The sequence below is a fragment of the Luteolibacter flavescens genome (assembly GCF_025950085.1).
Lineage (GTDB): Bacteria > Verrucomicrobiota > Verrucomicrobiia > Verrucomicrobiales > Akkermansiaceae > Haloferula > Haloferula flavescens.
The window spans coordinates 488674-509097 of the sequence record NZ_JAPDDS010000002.1; the positions used below are offsets into that span (position 1 = coordinate 488674).

Below are 20424 nucleotides of genomic sequence, written 5' to 3' on the forward strand. Positions count from 1 at the left end.
AGATCGAGATATCCTCCCGTCGTCGCCACACCTTTACTTACTCCCCCCGGAGAAATCCTCAGGCCGACCTCCGGCGGCGGACCATCAGGAGGGTGCCCAGACCTCCCAGCAGGCTCATCGCAGTCGATGGCTCGGGAATGACCGTGACAAGAACGCCTCCGCCGGTCTCCACGACATTGAAGGCTGTCGGCGCGATGGCACCCTCATACTGGATGGTGCCGTTCGTCATGAAACCGTCGCTCGTGAGATCAGCGATAGAGTAGTTCCGGAAGTAGAGCTGGCCGGAGGAGCCGGAGCTGAAGTCCAGCGCCTTCGCTCCGCCGCCGCCGTAGAAACCGCCGTAGGGACCGGCCCCGTTGACGGAGATCCGGCCTCCTTCGAAGAACAATGTGCCATCTCCGTCGGAAAACGAGACCAGCGCGGCATTCAGCTCGCCCCCGGTCATCGTGAAGGTCTCGATCGGCTTGAATTCACCGCCGAGATTGATCGTGCCGCCGGTGAAATTGAAATTACCCGCAGCGGGATCGGTGGTCAGGTCGCCGGTGAAATTCGCCACGCCCGAAGTGACCGTGATGGTCGTGCCGCTGTGGCGGGCGATGTTGCCCGAGGTCCCTTGGTTGAAGGTGCCGCCCGCGACGATCAGCGATCCGCCCGCAAGCTGGAGCCATGAGTTCGCGCCGACCTGTGTCCAGCTCCCGCCGGCGATGACGAGCTGGCCTCCATTGCTGACCGTGAGGTCGCTGCCCGCCGTGTAGATCACATCGCCGGACGTGATGAGCGCGGTGTCGCCAGCCGCGGTATTTGGCAAGACGCCGCCCACCCAATTTTCAGGAGTGAGATACTGGCCGTCAGCGCCGCTCCAGACCACGGTCGCGGCTTGGGTGGCGGCGGGAAGGAGGGTCAGCGAGACGAGTACAGCACGGAGCGCCGGGGAGGCTGATGATTTCATGGGTCGGGACTCGGGTAAGGGGAAGTCAGCGCTTCCATCTATTACACGAGTCCGGAATGTTAGCCAGAGATCACCTGTAGTTAATACTTATCCTGCGATAAACGATCTCGTACGCGCCGCTCAGGCGCTGGGGGCCGTGCTGTCTGTGAAGGTCGGGCCACCCTCGCCGTAGGTCCACGTGATCTCCTTGTAGGTGAACATCACCTCCTGGAGATCCCCCGCGCGGTCGGCGGAGAGATCGCGGGCATTCGGCTTCCAGTCGCGGACCTCGATGATGAAGCAGTCCTTCATGGAGATCGTGTAGTACTGTGTCTTCTTCCCGGTCTTCGGATCATTCCGCCAGAATTTCAGGATGATCTCGTCGCACTTCGAATTCCGGGCGAAAAGCTGGTGGATCATCGGCGTGGCCTTGTCGATGGCCTTCACGATCGACATCGGGCGATGCATCCGGCGGCCCGTTGGCAGACCCGAGGCGGGGTCACGCGGGGTGGTGATCTCGTGTTGGTAGCCCAGCACCTCGATGGCCCCGCCTTCCAGCTCTCCCTCGATCTTCGTGCCGCCACGGTCGATGGTCATGTGGATGGACTCCGCGGCGCGGACGCTGGAGAGGGCCAGCAGGCAGACGCCGGCCAGCAGGGTGAAGAGGTGTTTCATGGTGGGTCTGGGGTGGGGTATCAGGTTGGTTCTTCTCGAGTCGGTATCAGGATTGGGATCGGCGATCAGATCGGTGCAATCACGGGGCCGGGGTGATCTCGGCCTTGATGTAGTAGAAGCTCTTGTCCCCCGTCATCGGGAAATCCCGCACCAGCCGCGCGCGGGCGCTGACCGTGATGTCGCGGGAGACGATCTGCGGGGCGATGGACAGCGAGGTGAATCTCCAGATGGTGTAGGTGCGGCCCGGCATGGCCAGCCAGCCGAGGCGGACGGTCTCCGGGTCCACCTGCGCGATCTCCACGGTGAAGCGCGAGCGCGGGTCGCGGGGGTCCGTGTCCGCCTCGTATTCCTGGAAGTTCGTGAATCCGTCGCCATCGCTGTCCTCGTTCGAGTCGGTCAGCAGCGGGTTCAGCCCGTGCGCGATCTCCCAGGCGTCGGGCATGCCGTCGTTGTCATCGTCCGGGTCCGCATTGTCGCCGATGCCATCGCCATCGTGGTCGGAGTGCTCCGTCGGGTCTCCGGGGAAATCGTCCTCCTCGTCCGGGATGCCGTCCATGTCGTAGTCCGGCGGCCCGCCCGGCGTCACGCCCAGCGGATCTACCGGGTTTTCGAATGGATTCATCGAATTGCTCAGGCCCGCGTAGCGCGCCGGGGACATCTCCTCGCCCGCCGGCCAAGCGTAGTCCGCCGGTGCCGTGCGCAGCGCCCGGGCCATCGGCACGCCTGTCGTGGCGTCAAAGGCCCCCGTTAGCTCCACCGCCCAACGCACCTTCCCCGGCGGGACGAAATACCGGTCGCTCGGCCCCGCCGTCAGCGCCAGCACCGGCGCCGACACCGGATTCAGGCCCACCACCACGCCCCCGCTCGCCTGCCGGGCATAGCCCGATACCACGAATCTCTCCGCGCCCGCCAACGGCGTCGCGATGCCCAGCAACAGACAAGCGGCCCCCCCGGCAAGGCCCGGGAATCGCACGAGAGAAGACCGGAAGGGGAGCTTCATGGAAGGAGGAAGACCCCCGCCTCTACCACCCCGCCGCCCCCCGATCAAGACCGTTCAAAACATCGGGCAGGATGCACTAGCGCGCATGGGAGGTCTTACAACATCCAGCTATTAAACTCGAGGCTGAACTTGGACTTTCTCCGTAGTCGCCTTGAAGACACTGCGGGAGAGTTGAAGTTTGTCTTTGTCGAGTAACATTTACTACGATCAGAAGATCACGATCGATTTCATTATATTTTGAGGTTAAATCATGGATCAGGTTATTCAAGTGTGTTGATCTGGTGAATATTGCATTATTCCTGAATAAACGGGCGTGGTAGAGCTCCCGATGTGCTACAAATTAATTCTGTAGGCGTAAATTTTACCATTGCTGCTATGAATGTAAAACATATCTTCATCGGTGGTCAGGTGGGAATTCAATGGGGCGGCATCTTGGTTTTCCCATTTCGCAGAGTGATGGACATACTGTTCTTTAATAGAGAGAGTCTCGCTTTGTTCTTCCCCAGGAAGAATTTTCCACAAATAAACCCCTGTTTCGGCGTCGATCGCGTGTACATAGCCATCGAAACGAGGTACTAGGATAAGGCCTTTGGTGTAGTCAGGGCTGCCGTATTGGGGGAAAAACGGGGTTCCACTTTCGGCAATCCATTTCACATCTCCACTCTCATTAATACATGCGACCTCATTGCCGTAACTAATTGGTAAATATGCGCACTGATTAGCTATGCATGGGGTGGCCCTGATGTTTCCATATTGGCGCTCCATCTCAGATGGAAGCTTTGGGCTGTTCCACTTTTCCAAAATATTATTTTTGTCTATTCCGATGACGGGTAGCCCACTGTAAGTGGTTTGTCTTACATAGGGCGCAATAATTGTATCACCTAAGATAACTGGATCCCCCCAGAACTCACACTCGGATAATCCGAGTTCGGAGTATTCATCTTCAAAGTAGAAGCGATGTAACTCCTTGTGGCGGCTTTTGGAATCACTAAAAAGAGCAATTTCTGAGAATTCGTAGCACAACCCAAAAGTAGTAAATATCAATATTTTCCCATCAATTTTAAGTGGATTAGATGCTACGGGGGCATGGATTATTTCAGATTTAATGTGATGCCCACTACTAATCGCTATAATGGCGAGTTCTCCATCCATGGTGCATACCAAAACTCGATCGGAAAAGAAAAGTGGCTTCGTGATTATTGCGGATCGAAATGTATTAGTCCATTCTTCGATTCCGGTCTCTAGGTCGAAGCAGTGAATTCTTCCTCGGTCTGTGCCTACGATAACTTTAGAATCGGATATGGAAACGGCGTTAGCATCACCTTCTGTCGGGGATCTCCAAATCGTTTCTCCAGTGGCTTTCGACAAGCAAAATACCCCGTCGAACGGATCCTCCAAATTGTGAAATCTTCCTGATGATGGGATGACTAATTTTTCGCCGCTTACTATTGGCTTGTTTTTCCAAGACCCTATCCCGACATCCGCTTCCCACACGAGAAGGCACTGAGATTGATGAACAGCTTGGTTTCTTCTAGCCTCTTGTTGAGCGAGAAAATCTTTAAGTGAAGAATGCTTTATCGATTGAGTCGGTGATTGATATTTAGGTTGTGTGAGGTCGGAAGAGATCTGATCAAGCTTCGAAGGAGTATCGATTGTCTTATGATCGAAATTCATTCTTTCCAGTAGGCCTTGAATGCTGTCCTCCCATTTTATGGATCTGCTATATTCTTTTTTGAAAAAAGAAACCGAATCCAATGCCAATATAGGGTTGTCGAGAATCCATTTTATAGCTGATGCCCAAGTGAGCTTATCGGATATTTCGTCATCAACAACCGGGACCAAGAAACGATCGAATTTATCGCCAAATCGATTTCTAACTAATTCAGCGAAGCCACTGGTTTTAGAGGCTAGAAACGGAACGCCTGCTCCGAGGGCTTCTAGCGCAACTAACCCAAATCCCTCGGCGCGTGATGGCATAAGAGCGAGTACTGCTCTCTGTAGGTCATCATTTACGCGCTTATCGTCTGGAGAGTATTCTCTTACTCTTATGTCTAATCCAGGAATGCCAGCCCATTTAATTAGTTCGTTCCTTAGCTGATCGGAGGCATGTGGTAAAGCTCCTCTGACGACTAATACAGGCCTGGGTGTCCGCTCTTTCACAGCCTCGGCAAATGCGCGAGCTGCGATATCAAGGCCTTTTAAGATGGCGTCTTCGGCTCTGCCAATCAACAGGCACTGTTCTCCAGGTGGGGGGCGGCGAATTGCGGTGCTTGTTATATTTAATCCGGGATCTAGTTGATATATTCTGTCTTCTTTTTCATGGAGAAGATTGGATATTTCACGTTTTAGCAATGGCCCAACCGCTACGACTAGATCTGCCCGCGATGCTAATGTGACCTCAAGTCTCTCCCTGATTTCGGCCTTGGCGGCTGCGCGAGTTCCTTCCGAAGTAGATTTAAACCATTCGGTTGCTCCTGGAGCGACATGTACGAAATGCGCGAGTCTGGAATTCTTGAAATTGCTAAATTTTTGGATCAGGGCTGCTGGTCCTGTTACGTGGCCATGTCCAAAAATCCAATCAATTTTTACATCCGACGAAATTGTTGGAGGGAGAGAAAGGAGGGATTTATCGTCCAGTGGGGAATCCACGAATGAGTCTCCAGGGTGAAGAAGATTTACATCTGCTTCGGAAGCCGATTTGTTTTCGCGATCAGACGCCTTCCTAGGAAGGAAGCAATAAACAATCCAGCCAGCGCCCGCAATATAGCGGCATAGCGTTCTGTTGAAGCTTGAAATTCCTCCATGGCTGGATTCCCATTCTGTGGCTAACACTAAAACGGAGGGCATTTAAAAGACGTCTAAGTGGTTTTATAATGTTGCCAAGCCTGATCTAGACGCATTGAGAAAAATTTGTTAACTTTTTGTCTGGTCCGATTAGTGTTTTTAGCTATGCTATTGCATCCGTTTAGCCTCTTGTCTGGGGAGATGGTCTGTGACGATCTTTCAATTATTGGGATAGAGGTTGGAGCACACTTCCTTTGCTCACAATTTGGAACACTTGTCTCGGTGTCTTGCCTAGCGCTCGTGCTTGCCCTCCTACTCCGGCCTGGCGCGGATGCGGAAGAAGAGGCGCGCGGTTTGCTCCGGTGGGAGGTAGGTGACGGTCACGGTTTCATAGTCCGTGTCCGCGAGGGGCGTGCGGGTGACGCTGGTGATGTCGGGATCGGCGGCGGTCCAGCCGGTGAGGTCGTCGCCGACTTGCACTTGGTAGATCGCCCCGGCGGGTGCGCGGCGGGCCCGGTAGCTGAGCGTGACCGTGCCGTCCGCGGCGCGGTTGAGCGGGACGGGGAAGACGCCGGGCGAGAGCGGGTCGCCGCCGAAGGCGAATTCGCCGAAGTTCCCGGTGCCATCGTGATCCGGGTCCGCGTCGTCGCCGTGCAGGTGCGAGAGGCCCGGCAGGTGATCGGCCAGCCATTGCGCGTAGGGCGGCAGGGCGTCGCTTTCCAGAAAGAGATCCGTCACCTCGGCGGCGGCGAGAGCGCGGCCGTGGATGCGGATCTGGTCGAGATCGCCCTCATAGCTCGTCGCGGCGCTGCCCGGCGTGGCCCCGATGACGAGCACGGGGCTGGCGCCGAGCGTGTCCAGGCTGCCGGTGCGAGTGGCCTCCAGCACGCCATTGATGTAGATCTTCATCTCGCCGCTGGATTTCACGCGGGTGCAGGCGACGTGGACCCAGTCGCCGGTATTCACGGGGCTGGTGGCGTGGAGGATCATGTTCGGCGTGCCCGCGGCATTCCCGGTCTGGAAGGAGATGCGGCTGATGCCATTCTCGCGGGTGCCGGCGATGAGGTAGTCATTCGTGGGCCCGCCGCTGTCGGCATTGATGATGGCGATGCCCGAGGGTGGATTTGCCGTCACGGGGAAGGCGCGGGTGGTGCGCATCCAGAAGCTGACGGTGAAGTCATTCGGCGCGACATTCGCCATGGTGACGCGCTCGTCGGTGCTGTCGAAGCGCAGCGCGCCGCCGAATTTCCCGGGGATGCGGTCGCCCGCCTCCATGTCCACCAGGGTGGCGTGGTTTTCCTGCGGCGAGCTGTCGATGGCGGAGCTGCCCGCCGTCTCGTCGAGCTTCAGCCAGGCGAGCAGGCCCGGGTCGCTGATCGTCACGGTGTGCGTGGCGGAGGCGTAGTTGCCATGGCCATTTGCCTGCGCGGCATTTGCGGGCAGGCCGAGGGTCACCTGGCGGGCTCCGTGGCGCGGCGCGATGGTCAGCACGTAGTCCGCGCCGCTGCCGGTGAGGCCGGTGGCATCGCCCCCGCCGACCGAGAAGTCCGCGGCGGAGAGTCCGGTGACGGCTTCCGAAAACCGCACGGCCACGGTGAAGTCACCCTCCGCGCTGGCCGGGGCGACGAGCTCCACGCCGGGTGCGGCTGGCAGCGAGAGAATCCAGTCCGAGATGACCTGCGCGGCCTGCGCGTCGACGACGTTCTTCGCCAGCGGCGGCATCTTCAGCGGGCCCGTGCTGGAGTGGCGTATCCTCAGCATCGAGTGAGCGAGATCGCCCGGCATCACGATCTCCTCATCCGCGGGCTCCACAAGCGGGCCATGGATGAGTCCCTGCGAGGCGAGCTGCGTGCTGAAGCGCGCATCGAAGCGTGCCCGCACGCCGTCCGGCTGGTGGCACTGCGAGCAATTCGAGTCCAAGTACGATCTCACTCGTACTTCCAGCGAGGCGGACGTATCGTCCAGGCGGTGGCCTTTCAGGAACCACGGCAAGTGCTCCGGCCGGTAGCCGGAGTCGAACCATCCGAGCGAGCCGAGCGTCTCCAGTTGGTTCGCCGTGCGGCCGGTGCGGTCGTAGGTCGTGTCGCCATTGAGCTGCCAGGTCTTCAGGCCGAGCACGTGGCCTGCATTTGCATTGTGGCAGACGCGGCAGTCCGTGCGGCTCGGGTAGTCCCACTGCTGCACGCGTGTGCCGCCGCCCGCCTCCGCGATGGTGATGCTTTCGCTCAGGCCGCCGGGTAGCAGCTCCGCATCGCTGCCATCGGCGCGCCACTTGTAGGTCACGCCATAGGGCTCGCCGGTCTGAGGCATCACGATGAAGCGCGTCTCCAGCCGCCTCCGGATGGACGGGTCCGCATCGTCCACCGGCAGCTCGAAGTGCTTGATGAAGACGGTGCCTGCGGGGAAGGACCACGGCCCCTCGGGATCGAAGCCGATCTTCTCCTGCGGCGTGTCGTGCGTGCCGTCATTCGGCAGCGCGATCCAGCGCAGCTTCGCCGCGGCATCCGACCACAGCGGGGAATTCACATCGTAGAGGATGACGCCGGGCGCGGGCGTGAGACTTGTTAGATCAGCGAAGGCTCCTGTTTCGGAAAGCAGCCGCGGCGGATTCGCCACGACCACCACCGGTTGCCACGGCAGTGTCGCGTAGAGGAATTGGTTTTGTGGCAGGGCGACATTGGCGATGCGGACTTCGTCGAAGGTCGTGTCCGTCACCCAGTCGGCGAGGTTGCCATTGAACATCCCGCGGCCGATCGTCCAGGTGCCCGGCTGGAGATTCCCGGTGTAGCCGGTGGCTTGCCCGCGCTGCACGTAGCTGCCGTTTTCATAGGAGAAGACGGTCAGCGTGCCGGTGGAGACGCGGCCGACGATGGCGAGGTGATACCACCGGTCCGCTGTGGTGAAGGTGGAGTCGTCGAAAACCTCGATGGCGAGGGAGCGCCACTGCTGGTTCGCGGGATTCAGGACGCGGACATTGAGGAAGAGGTCGCCTTGGTCGAGCGGGACACCTGGATTCGCGAGGGCATCATTGCGGCCCCAGCGCATGAGTCGGAAGGGCTGGATGGGCGTGCCCGCCTCCGCGCCCGCAGGGGAATTTGGCACGACGCCCGTGGTGCCATCGAGCCCGAGGAAGCACTGGTAGCCGCTGCCGAGGGTGCCCGCGGCGGGCTTGAAGCTCAGCTCGATGGTGAAGTCATCCAGCCGTCCCAGATTCTCCGACATCTCCAGCGCACCGCGAGCGTTGCCGGGGTAGCCATCGGTGCCCGCCGTGCCCACGATGCGGACGCCGGCGGAGTTCGCCGTGGCTCCGGCGGGGCTCAGCCCGTTCGGGCTGGAGTAGCGGACATTCGCAGAGGTGGTGCCATTGTCGGCGGCGAGCATCGCGATGCCATTGTCGATGACATCGACGGTCGCATGGCCGGGATTGGCCGAGACGTAGCCCGAGCTGTTAGATGGATGCTGGTCCTCAAAGCGGTACCACACCGGGTTCGTGGTGGCCGCAGGCACCATAGCGAGCTTCATGAAGCGCCCGCGCGAGCCTGTGCCGTTGATCTTGATGAAGACCGGCTCGCCCGTGGTGTCCTTGCCGATGGTGGAGGTGCCGCTGTAGACGCTGCCGCTCGGCATGTCCGCGAGGCGCGTGGCGGTCGCGGCATTTCCAGCCAGCGTGAAGGACCGGATGCGGCCGCTCACATTGTCCACGGTCAGGTATTTCCCCGTGAGGTCCGGATGCGCCGCGCCGCGGTAGACGAAGCCGCCGACGAGGCATCCATCCGGCCCGGAGGAGTGGAGCACGTCCCACACCGGCTCCGTGAGCGTGCCGTGGATGACGGCGGGCTGTGCCTTCGGCCCCGCGACGCTGCCCTCGCGGAAGGGCCAGCCGTAGTTCGCGCCGGGTGCCAGGATGCACAGCTCCTCGCTAGTGTCCTGGCCGCTCTCGCCGATCCACGTCGTATTACTAGAGGCATCGTAGGAGATGCGGTAGGGCTGGCGCAGGCCGAGCGCGTAGAATTCCTCCAGGTAGTCCTTTCCTTCCGTGATGAAGGGATTGTCCGCCGGGATCGAGTAGCCGGTGGTGTAGCTCACCGGCCAGCCGGTGGGTCTGGCGATCTGCAGCGGCTGGCGGCGCGTGGTCACGGGCTGGTTGCCCGGCTTGTTGTCCACGTCGATGCGCAGGATGCCGGAGAAGAGGCGCTCGTTGATCTTCTGGCCGACGTTGTACTGGTCGTTCGCGCCGCCTTCATCGCCCACCGCGACGTAGAGGTAGCCGTCCGGGCCGAAGAGCATGCAGCCGCTGTCGTGGAATTCCTGGCGGTCGTACTGCTGGATCATCACCAGCTCGCTCGCCGGGTCCGCGGCCTGCGAGCCATCCGGCACGGTGAAGCGGGACAGCCGCCAGTAGGCCTGATGCCCGTCCCCGCCGGTGGAGGGCGCCCACTTGTAGGTGACGTAGACGTAGCCGCGGTTCGGATTTCCCGCCGTGCCGAATTGCGGGTGGAAGACCAGCCACGTCATCCCGCAATCGCTGGAGGTGAAGGTCCGCGTGCGCAGGTCGAGGAAGGTCTCCGTGGTGCTCGCCGCGGCATTGTCCTCGAAAAGGAAGATCCGGCCCTCTTTCGCCACGCACAGCAGCTTGTTCGTCCCCGGATACGGGGTCAGGTGCATCGGCAGGTTGATATTGATGCCGGTGTAGGTCTCCTGCACGGCCCACTCGCCGGCATTGCTCGGCTCGGTGGCGGGGAAGTTGCCATTGAGGTACGGGCCGATGGCCTCGGGAGCATCGAGCCCGGGCTGGGCGTGGATGCTTCCGAGCACGATGAGGCTCGCGGTCGCACAAACAAGGGACGTCGCGGACAAGGACCGACCTGCCCGGACGAGGGCGCTGAGGGACATGGGTTTTTGGGAATTCGCCGTTGGGTGCGGCAAATCAAACCCTTAGAGATGCCTGTTTGAATTGGCAAACAGGTTTTATCCGCGCGCGGCGGGGTGATCTACGCGGACCGGGAGTGAATCAGCCGCCGTCTCCGGCTACACCCCGAGTCCAAGCCCACAGCCGGTCCCGGAATACCGCGAAGCTGGCAATCAGGCCGTGATAGTCCGTCACCCCGGCTTCATAGACACCGAGATAGACGGGCTCGTCCGGGAGGGTGGCGGACAGGAGGTCTTGCAGCAGCCGGACGAAGTCTCCGTCGAAATGCTTGGCGGAAATCGTGGCCATGAAGGCCGACACATCGCGGTGCATTGTCAGGACGCACCATTCCGTGTCCCGGCCCGCCGGTCCGAAGCGGTGCTCGAAAGCCGCGTCGAAAAGATCCTCGTGTCGCCAGAAGGGATCTTCCGTCCTGTCACGCGGAGTCCGCGCCAGCAGTGCCTCCCAGATCTCCTCCGTGCTATCGAAACGGCGGTCGATCCGGAGCGAGCCGATCGCGGAGGAGAGTGGATACATGACCGGAGTGCAGCCGGTGATCTACGGCAGCCGGTGGACGTCCTTGCAGTAGAGGTAGCTCGCCGGTTCATCCCCGGTGGCGACGAACCACTGCGGGCAATACGGGGCGACCCAGATGGCATCGCCGGCGGCGACGGGGTAGTGGCTTTCGTCGAGGCGGTAGAGGCCCTGGCCGGTGAGGATCTGCACGCAGTGCTCCATGACCTGGGTCTCCACGGCGGGGAGGGCCGAGCCGGGCGGGCAGGTGACGATGTTCAGCGCGAGGTCGTAGCGCGCGTCGAGCGGCAGCAGCGTTTTCACGAGGATGCTTTCGTTGCCGGGGTGGGGCTCACCGGGGAGGTCCTCGGCATTGCCATGGGCGGCGGGCGGAGCCTCGAGATTCTCCACGGGCTCGAAGAGCTTGCGGAAGACGAGCAGCCGGGTGCCCTCGCTGCCATGAAGGGCGAGCACGTTTTCCGCGGGGACGAAGAGGAAGCCACCGGGCGTAAGGGTCACGTCGCCATCGTCCCACACCGCGCGACAGTCGCCGCTCTCCACATAGACGACATGCTCGTTTTCATCCGCGGGGAACCACGCGGTGCCGCCGCCGGATTCATAGACGACGAGGATCTGCGAGAGATCCGAGCCCATGGCGGGGGAGACGAGCACGTAGGCGCTGGCGCCATCCCAGCCGGGGAAGGTGCCGGGCACATGACCATCGGGCGAGATGAGGGCGTGGCGGAGTGCGACGCGGGTGCGGGTGTGGCCGGAAAGAGGAGTCATGGGAGAAATCAGGAATCGTCGGGAAGGAGGAAGCGCCCGTGCGTCGCGGGCGAGACCGGGTGGCCGCGCAGCCAGGTCGCCGCCACCTGCCATGCGCTGCGCATGCCGAGGTAGGGCGAGAGGGAGTGGCGGGTCAGCAGGTCGCCCGCGTCGATGGTGGATTCCTCCGGAACCAGCAAGCAGAAGTCGGCATCGAGCCCGGGTGCGATGCGGCCTTTCCGGCCATCCAGGCGGAAGCGCCGGGCGGGATTCGTGGAAAACAGGGCGGCAAGCCGTTGCCACGTCGTCTCCTGCAGTGCGCGCTCGACGAGCAGCGGGAAGCCATGCTGGCACCCCGCGATGCCCGCCCACATCGAGAAGATGTCGCCGCCATCCTTTAGCTCGGGCGGTGCGGGCGAGTGGGCGGAGCTGATCGAGTCGATCTCCCCGGCGGCGAGCACGCGCCAGAGCCCGTCGAGCGTGCCGGTGCAGCGCAGCGGCGGCGCGCACTTCGCGGCGGGGCCGATGCCTTCCGCGGCCGCGCGGTCGAGCAGCAGGTAGTGCGGGCTGGTCTCCGCGGTCACATTGATGCCCTCGCGCCTGGCGGCATGGATCAGGTCGATGCTTTCCGGCGCGCTCACGTGGATGACGTGCAGCGCGCAGCCGGTGTCCCGTGCGCAGGCGAGCGCCATCTCGATCGCCGCGATCTCCGCCGCCACCGGTCGCGATGCCAGCCAGTCCGCCATGGTGCCGGGGCGGGGGACGGGGAACTCCCGCTGGTGAGCGGCGATCACCGCCTGGCTCTCCGCGTGGACGGCCACGGGCAGGTGGAATTCCGCTGCGACATGCATGCCCTTGCGGAGCGTCCCTTCATTCGCGGCGGAGAAATCATCGAGCCCGCTGGGGCAGAGGATGGCCTTGAAGCCGGTGACGCCGGCACGGGCGAGGTTTGCCAGGTGCGGCAGGGAGTCTGGCGTGAGCCCGCCCCACAGCGCGAAGTCGAGGCGGCTGTGGGCCTCGCCCGCCCGCCGCTTTGCCGCGAAGCTGGCGAGATCCAGCACCGGCGGCGAGGAATTCACCGGCATGTCGATGAAGGACGTGCCGCCCCCTGCGGCGAGGGCGGCGGAGCCGGTGGCAAAGCCCTCCCACTCGGTGCGGCCGGGCTCGTTGAAGCGGACATTCGCATCCACCAGTCCGGGGAAGAGCACCTTGCCCGTGGCATCGATCTCCAGTTCGCAGGAGCCCGCCAGATTCTCGGCGATTTCGGCGAAGATTTCCCCGGAGATCCCCACGTCGAGCGTCCGCACGCCATCGTCCGTGACGACGGAGGCTTGGCGCAGGATCGTATCGAACTCGCTCATCGGAGGCACCCAAGAAAGGCTACCGCCCCTCCCTGTGCCACGGCAAATCTCTCCGGGCGGCTCAGTTTCTCGTCACCGCAGTGCCCGTGGGGATCAGCGGCTAGTTGAATTGCTTTGCACAACGCGGTCTTTGTGAAAGCAAAGGAGGCAGTTACTTTGGCGTGCAATCGATGTTCAGAAGAGCTCCGTTCATGGAGATAGCAGCCTTGAGAAGGCGAGAGTTTCCGCGTTCCAATCTGAGCCGCGCCATCGCTGGCGCAACGCCCTTTGCCTTCAGTCGGACGGTTGCTTCGTCACTGGAATCCAGTGATGCTTTTCCAGAGTAGCGGACCCCGGCCACGATCAGGCTTACATTGCATTTATTCCCGGCACCGACAGTGATGGCCATCTGACCGGTATGACTTCCGCTGGATGCGGTGCCAGCATAGGAGCCTCTTCCCGACGAAAGAAGGTGAAGCGTGCCGGTGGATTCGCCACCCTTGCCATCAGCCACCTGATAAACAATTTTTCTGCTTTGAGGGTCGATTTCTTCGGTTGCGAACAGCAGGGATTGTTTTCCCTTGATATGGGTAATTTCGATTTTTCCGGCTCCGCCTCCGCTCACTCCGGTCAAGCTCAGTGGGTCTCGATCAGGATCACGGTCGTTGGCCAGGACTTGGACAACCACCTTTCGTACGCCGTTCTTTGCCTTCTCAGGAAGTATCACCGTTTCATCCTCGGTGAGAGGAAAGAAATTGGAAGTGGACGCGGCAGGGTTGCGGAGCCGGAATGACTGGCCACTTGCTTTGGTTTTTTGAGCACCCTTCGCCTTCTCATCGCGAGAGGTCACCTCGTGCGCTTCCGAGGAGGCCATGCGGGAGCCGGCAGATCTCTCGATTAGGGGAGCTAGGCCATAAATCGTTCCATCATGGCTCTGACCGAGCGTGCATACTGTCGAATTGAACTCTGGTCCAAGTTGATAGAGATATCTCATGCCTTGTCCTGGGACATGGCTGTAAATGAATCCGTTATCGTGCTCTCCTCCTTGGTAGGTGATGCCGATCAGACCGTGAGGAGTTGCAAAGCTGGTTACCGGGTGAATGTCGTCTCCCATGTTGTCTTCCTCGAAATCGCCCAAAATGGTCTTTTCTCCGGTGAGACTAACGTGAAGGAGTTGCCAATTGGTCGTAACATAGAAGCCGTCGAACGTGGGAGTGAATTGTGGCGTGGAGCGGAGCCCTCTCTCCCAAACGTTTGCGATTTGACTTATCTTATTGTCTCCGTCATAGCGATATAAGGTTCCTCCAATGGTCATCCCATAGAGCTTGCCTCCGGGGCCAAAACGGATGGATCTCGGCCCGGACGGTTCGACATGCGCAGGGAAGTCATAGAGATTCTCAAAATTGCCTCCCAAGCTAACGCGAAAAAGTCTTCCTCCGTTGTAGAGGCCGCCATAGTTCCCGGCTCCGTAAAGAAATCCGTCGGGACCAGCGATCAGGTGATCGATTCCATTGGCATGGGTGTCACTGACATCCAGGATGACACTGAAGTCCCCTTCGCGGGTGATACGGTAAATAACTCCCCAGCCGTAAGCTCCGCCACCTTGGGTGACTCCGTAAAATGCACCGTCTGCACCTTTTGTCAGACCAGTTGTAGGGCTCGATCCCCCGCTATTTGGCACAGGCCATGACTGCTGAAACGAAAATGCGTGGATAATTTCCACGGGTTGTTGTGGTGCTACCCGGATGATTGCTCCGCCTCTATACTGGTCTGCCCAGCGAACTGCTCCGTAGAAGTAGCCGTCGCCGCCGCTTACTATGTCTCCTATCGGATTGAATTTGGTTTTGATCGTCTCGATGATCTCAAATACAGGCTCATCAGCACGCAAAGTCTGGATTAAGGGAGCCAAGGTCACAAAAAGAAGGGATAACAGAATCTGCGTGCGCATGCGCCGGGAGGTTAGGGGGCGGAGGTGAGCTAACAAGAAATTTATTGATCCTCTAAAAGAGGTTTTTCCGATGGATTTACGTGCCAGATTGAATTAACTCTCTTTGAGTTAAAGTGTAACAGTGTTTTGCTCGAAGTTGTGATTTTGGTCCAAGGTCATAAATAACGATGGGTGAGTGAATTATCGCTGCCGAGTGGAGAGAAATCCTGAGAGGGAGCAGGCGCGACTTGAGTTGGAACTGCCCCGATTTGTTGTTGAGGTTGGGCGAGGTTTTACATGGGTTAGGATTCCTTGCTAGAGGAGTTTGAAATCCTAGTGAAGCAAAGCACCTCCATCGATCAATAGCCTTGATAGCGGGAGCCTCATGGTGGAGAGGGGGAACAATTGTAGCCGCCAATCGCGCTGGTTCGGGGGCTGAAAGCTATGAGCTTCGGAAGCAGGCTTCGGATATCGTAGGACTTTGGAAGAGGATCACGATCCGGAAAGGCTGGAAAGCGTTAGTCCAATCCGACCTTTCTATAAAGAGCTTCGGCGCATTTGATCGTCCCGTTGCTCCTGCTCCATGCGACGGATGTTTTGCTCCGATTGCTTGTATTGGTCCGCGATGGCCTTTCCCTGCTCGCCGGTCAGGCGGAGGATGGCGGGCAGTTCCGCATAGCACACGCCGCAGACCTTTGCCCTGCGGCTGTAAATGACTGACCCACAGGATGGACAGTGCTTTGCCATGACTCCATGTATCGTCTGGAGGCGGGCCGGATCAATGGAAGAAGCGGCCTTTTATTCCACCGGCCATTCGCCGCGGTCCTCCAGCAGCTTGCGGAGGAAGATGCGATCCACCGCGTCCTTTTCACGGTGGGTTTGCTTGGTTTTCCAAAGTAGCTTCGGCGAAGCGAATGGAATTCTCACTCCCAAGTGATCCCGGTACTCGATGAGATGGGCGACCTCCCGATAGCTGAGGCCGCATGCCTTTGCCATGAGATCCACGGTGAATTCGTCACACACACGGACGACCACGTAATCCGCTACCTCGCCGGGACGAAGTTCCGCAGCGGCTCTTTCGGGTAGATCGGACAATGCCTCGATCACACGCTGTTCGTTTTCTTCGCCGACATCGATCAACAGGTCGATGTCCATGGTGGCACGAACATAGCCGGCGGAGATGATCGCAAATCCACCCACGACGACGTAGTCCACACCGAGTTCATTCAGCCGCGCGGCCAGGCGGGCCAGATCGTCGTCGGTCGGGGGACGCGTCTCATTCAGCGGATCTGAATCTCCATCATCCATGAGTCAGCATCCTCGTGCGATCGGAAGCGGTAGACACCGTGTTTCACCCGGAGCGGCCGCTGGCGCAGTCTCGCGGCCATACGGTTGAGTTGCCCTCCTGCCGCAAGGCACTCCGAGCCCGGCTGGCGCTTCTTGGGCTTCCCCACGACCTTTGCCCGCGGATCACCGGATTCGATCAGCTCGTTCACTGGATGAAGCTACCCGACGAGCTGATCGCGCGCGAGGAGGAATTCGTGAGGCATTTTCGCCTCACTCCTTCTCCGGTGCGGGGATCACCAGTGTGGGCACCACGGCCTTGCGGACCATGCCCTCGGCCACGCTGCCGAGCAGCAGGGCGGCCACGGCTCCGTGACCGTGCGCGCCCACGATGACGAGGTCGGCACCGGTCTTTTCCACGTAGTCGAGGATGGCGTGGAGCGGGCTGCCTTCGGAAAGGTGGACCCCGGCCGCCGGGACATCGCTGGCCACCTGGGCAAGGGCATCCTGCAGGCGGGCGGTGGCGCGCTTGCGGGCTTCTTCCTGGAAGAGGTGGATGGCGGGAAACTCGTCCGGCGTGAAGCCGTAGGCGGTGTAGCTGGGCTCCGGCTCCACCACGTGGAGCAGGTGCAGCGACGAGTCAAAGGCCCGCGCGATCTTCACGGCAGCCTCCAGCACGCCCGGGGTGGAGTTCGAGAAATCGACAGCGGCAACGATGGTTTTCATGGCGAGTCACCTGTTAGCACGGGATCCGGGGAAATGCCACCGACGGATGTTCCGCGCGCCGGATTTGGGAGTTCATGCGGATGATCGATCCCGTGCGATCCGCGGATGACAGCCGCCCGCTCCGCGTCCATGCTCGCGCCGTCATGATCAAGTTTCTCCACACCCGCATCCGCGTCGCCGACATCGAAGCCTCCGTCGCCTTCTACAAGAAGCTCGGCTACACCGACGCGCGCCGCCAGGACTCGCCGCAGGGAAACAAGCTCGCCTTCCTCGAACTGCCGGGAAATGACGTCTTCCTCGAGCTCTGCTACTCGCCCGACTACACGGAGAAGTGCCCGGAAGACCTGATGCACACCTGCCTCGGCGTGCCGGACATCATCGAATACTGCGACTCCGTGGAAAAGGCCGGCATCGAGATCTGGCCCGGCGGCTGGCGTGAGAAATTCTCCTCCGGCGAGCGGAAGATGGCCTTCGTCACCGACCCGGACGGCTACGAGGTGGAGATTCTGGAGCGCGCATAAGGTTCGCTGCTTGCAGCGCCCTGCCCGTCCCGGCAACTTGGATGCCATGGCTCGGATCCTATGGGCGCTGCTTTTTCTTTCCGCCTGCGTGGAGGCCTCAATCACGGCGGCTTGGAAAATTCCGGTCGAACACTTCGCACCGGATTACAAGACCAACGACAGGATCCGGAAGCTGGAGAAGCCACCGGGAGATTCCGATTTCCTCCAGCCCGGGGATGAGCTTTGGGATCTTTCCAAGGGCCTGACGTACTTGGTCTCACCACCGTTTCGGGAAGGGGATGATCCGTTTGCGGAGCCGCAGAAGACCAAACTCGATCAGCCTTGGTATGGCGAGTGGCTGGTCTGGAACGCCCGCTCCGGGATGGTGGTGGCCTGTGGCTCTTGGAACGATATTTTAGCCGCCCAAAGGCTGATCCGTTTCGACGAGCTGCCGATGATGGTCGAGACCCGCATCGAACTTGTTACTGCGGGGAAAGAACCGCTGTCCCTTGCAACCAAGGTCAACAGTGGTGAAAGGGCTTCAGCGGAGGATAAAATCTTGGGGGCGGACCTAGACGCACTTTGCGCTCCCTCCGGTGTGGTGGACTTGCGATTTCATGTTTCGTGGCCGGGTCCGGACAAGGAGTCGCCTTGGGCGGTGGCTTCCGCAGTCACCTTCAAAGATGGTGAGCGGAAGAAGTTGGCCTGTCATGGCCAGGGGGAAGGGCGCTGGGAGTTGTTCGCCACTGCAAAATCCGAATATTCCAATGGGGTTCCCGTTAAGGAGGCACGTTGGATCGAAAACGAGGGAACTGTGCAGGTCTGGCCTGTATTGTCTGGGGGCGATCCAAAGGAAGGCCGCATTGGAGACGACTTGGTCGTGCGGAGCTATCTTCTTTCACCCTATCTGCTCGATGGAATCGGTGTCGGCTCTGATTTCACGAAGTTACCTTTGATCGAGGCTCCGGCGACCCATGCAGACTGGGTGAGAGGCCGCGTCATCAATCTGCATGGAATTTTGGCGGGTGATGTACTCAAGTTTGAAGAACAAGGCTCCCTGGTCGTTTTCGATCCGGGAAGCGGCAGGCTGACTGTTGTGGCAGCGGCTGAAGATCAAGACGCCATGGGCAGCTACCTTGCGGGGCTTTGGGATCGCTCCGTGCCGATGACTCTTTGGATAGAAACCAATCCAGAGGTGGGTGGTTGGGGATTAACCTGCCGCAGCGGAGAGGAGGCTCTGATTACTCTTGGGAAAGGCGATAAGGACGGAGGTCCTTCATTCAAGATCGAACCGCTGGCTGGGGATCGTGACGAGATCGCCGAACTTAGCTATGACTTCGATGTTTTCATCAAAGGCGTTCGAACTGGTCACCTGAAGTCCTCGACCACACTGGAACTCGGCAAACCGCAGGAAATCGCGGGCCAGTTGGCAGACGGAAAGAGAGCGAAGGCGATCCTAACCGTCTTGGAGAATTGACCGCCCCGCCTTCCCACGGGGGCAGATGGGCGCATCAAGGATGCCATGCTCGCCATCCTCAAGCTGCGGGGAAATGACGTCTTCCTCGAGCGCTGATTGGCGTCCTTCTCAGTTCTTGTGGCACCCGGGCTGATGAGTCAGCCTCGATGCCATGGTCCGTATTTTTGTTTGGGCGCTGCTGGTCTTCTGCGCATGCGCGGACGCATCCATCACCGTGGCGTGGAAGGTGCCGGTCGAGCACTTCGCCCCGGACTATCAGGCCAACGACAAGGTCCGGAAGCTGGAGCAGCAGCCCGGGGAGTCAGGGTTCTTCGAGCCCGGGGATGAGCTTTGGGATGTGTCGAACCTGCTTTGGGGCGGTGGTGACCTTCAGGATCCCTTTGACGAAAAGGACAAGGACGCGGAAAGCAAGAAGCCATGGGGCGGGGACTGGGCGGTTTGGAATTCGCGCTCCGGGATGCTGGTGGCGCGGGGTGGATACTTCGAGATCCTCGAGGCACAGCGGACGTGCGGCTATGACATGCTGCCGAGGCGGTGGCTGACGAAGTTCGAGCTGAAGCGAGGACCAGCCACCACGGTGCTGCCGGTGCATTCACAGGCGTTTGGCGACATGATCAAAACCCGGATCGAGGACGTGGATATCGAGCTTGATCCTGCTCTCCGTCCAGAGTCCTCCTACCTGCGTTATTCAATCTCCTGGAAGCAGCCGGGAGGAGATCTGACTTGGTATGTCGTAGGCGAATTCGAAGGGAGAAACGATCAAGAGTACTTGATCGCCCGACATGGCAGCGGAGACAGTGGCTGGGAGATTCGCGCCACTGTTAGCCAGGACACCATTGGTGATGCTCGCCCTACCGAGGCCCGCTGGATCGAGATCGGAGGAAAAGCGCCGCAGCCGTGGAGCGAGGTGGAGATGGGGCAGCCCATGTTCGGGCGTCAGCGCTTGGCGGAGGATCTGTCGATTGCGGTCTATCAGGCTCCACCCCCTTTTTCCAAGGTGTCGCCGCCCGCGGATCTGCAGGCACCCGAGCATCTGCGGGAGTGGATCCATGGCTCCTTTTGTGATGTTAGAGACGAAGTCTTGGAAGAGCTCGGGATCGATCCGAAGGCTCCGGGGTTTTTCGTCGGGATCGAAACGAGAACCGGGCAACTGGTCTTCGTCGGTCCGGAGGCGGCTCATCAGGTGATCGCACGCGAGCTCGAGTCGATGATCCCCGGTCCTCCGTTGACCATTCTTTGCGAGACGGATGAGCGCTCGGGAAACTGGGCCTTGCGCGCTGGCGATGGCTTCAAATCCATGATCGCGCTGACCCGGCCGGGAAAGGACGGGGAGGAGGACGTGCAGACCTTTCAGATCGCGCCTGAGGTGGAAGGGGAGGAGGCGAGTGTGAAGGTCAGCTACCATGGGAGTTTCAAGGGCAGGGGTCACGAGCCATGGAAAGGCGTCATCACCTTGAAGCCGGGAGATTGGCAGGAGCTCGATGCGCCGGGAGATCAGCCGTCAGCGGGGGCCAAGCCGAAGATGCGCGTCACGCTGGACGCACCATGACCGGCGGGCATCCCAGCTTGCATGGGTCCGATAATCAGGGCATCTAA

At 60.3% G+C, this 20424-nt stretch carries 14 protein-coding genes; 3 read left to right on the top strand and 11 right to left on the bottom strand.

What is annotated here, in order from left to right; translation table 11 throughout:
- Positions 1-58: 58 nt before the first annotated feature.
- The 11 genes from OKA04_RS05565 to OKA04_RS05615 all read right to left on the bottom strand — a co-directional run bounded on the left by OKA04_RS05565 (position 59) and on the right by OKA04_RS05615 (position 16851).
- Entirely contained in the window at positions 59-949 is an 891-nt protein-coding gene (locus tag OKA04_RS05565; RefSeq protein ID WP_264500146.1) for a PEP-CTERM sorting domain-containing protein, read from the bottom strand.
- A 120-nt stretch (positions 950-1069) separates the two neighbouring features.
- On the bottom strand, positions 1070-1603 hold the full coding sequence (gene tssD, locus OKA04_RS05570) for a type VI secretion system tube protein TssD (protein WP_264500147.1): 534 nt from the start codon (positions 1601-1603) through the stop codon (positions 1070-1072).
- Positions 1604-1682: 79 nt separating this feature from the next.
- The gene (locus tag OKA04_RS05575; RefSeq protein ID WP_264500148.1) at positions 1683-2603 is read right to left on the bottom strand and encodes a hypothetical protein; all 921 of its coding nucleotides are present in this window, start codon (positions 2601-2603) and stop codon (positions 1683-1685) included.
- 333 nt (positions 2604-2936) lie between these two features.
- Entirely contained in the window at positions 2937-5450 is a 2514-nt protein-coding gene (locus tag OKA04_RS05580; protein ID WP_264500149.1) for an outer membrane protein assembly factor BamB family protein, read from the bottom strand.
- A gap of 249 nt (positions 5451-5699) precedes the next feature.
- Positions 5700-10280, bottom strand: a complete 4581-nt coding sequence (locus OKA04_RS05585) for a LamG-like jellyroll fold domain-containing protein (protein ID WP_264500150.1) — start codon at positions 10278-10280, stop codon at positions 5700-5702.
- A gap of 118 nt (positions 10281-10398) precedes the next feature.
- Positions 10399-10833: a hypothetical protein gene (locus OKA04_RS05590; protein ID WP_264500151.1), complete on the bottom strand. Its 435-nt coding sequence runs from the start codon at positions 10831-10833 to the stop codon at positions 10399-10401.
- 21 nt (positions 10834-10854) lie between these two features.
- Entirely contained in the window at positions 10855-11595 is a 741-nt protein-coding gene (gene allE / locus OKA04_RS05595) for a (S)-ureidoglycine aminohydrolase (protein ID WP_264500152.1), read from the bottom strand.
- An 8-nt stretch (positions 11596-11603) separates the two neighbouring features.
- Positions 11604-12935, bottom strand: a complete 1332-nt coding sequence (gene allB / locus OKA04_RS05600) for an allantoinase AllB (protein ID WP_264500153.1) — start codon at positions 12933-12935, stop codon at positions 11604-11606.
- Positions 12936-13086: 151 nt separating this feature from the next.
- The gene (locus OKA04_RS05605; RefSeq protein ID WP_264500154.1) at positions 13087-14862 is read right to left on the bottom strand and encodes a choice-of-anchor tandem repeat GloVer-containing protein; all 1776 of its coding nucleotides are present in this window, start codon (positions 14860-14862) and stop codon (positions 13087-13089) included.
- A gap of 777 nt (positions 14863-15639) precedes the next feature.
- On the bottom strand, positions 15640-16149 hold the full coding sequence (locus OKA04_RS05610) for a hypothetical protein (RefSeq protein ID WP_264500155.1): 510 nt from the start codon (positions 16147-16149) through the stop codon (positions 15640-15642).
- 249 nt (positions 16150-16398) lie between these two features.
- Positions 16399-16851, bottom strand: coding sequence for a universal stress protein (locus OKA04_RS05615; RefSeq protein WP_264500156.1), 453 nt, complete (start codon positions 16849-16851; stop codon positions 16399-16401).
- Positions 16852-16994: 143 nt separating this feature from the next.
- On the opposite strand from OKA04_RS05615, the gene OKA04_RS05620 reads away from it, so the two are divergent.
- From OKA04_RS05620 to OKA04_RS05630, 3 genes are all read left to right on the top strand, one after another.
- Positions 16995-17372, top strand: a complete 378-nt coding sequence (locus OKA04_RS05620) for a VOC family protein (RefSeq protein WP_264500157.1) — start codon at positions 16995-16997, stop codon at positions 17370-17372.
- Between the two features lie 46 nt (positions 17373-17418).
- Complete coding sequence (locus OKA04_RS05625) at positions 17419-18828, top strand: hypothetical protein (RefSeq protein WP_264500158.1); 1410 nt, start codon at positions 17419-17421, stop codon at positions 18826-18828.
- A 151-nt stretch (positions 18829-18979) separates the two neighbouring features.
- Positions 18980-20377, top strand: a complete 1398-nt coding sequence (locus OKA04_RS05630; protein ID WP_264500159.1) for a hypothetical protein — start codon at positions 18980-18982, stop codon at positions 20375-20377.
- Positions 20378-20424: the final 47 nt, after the last annotated feature.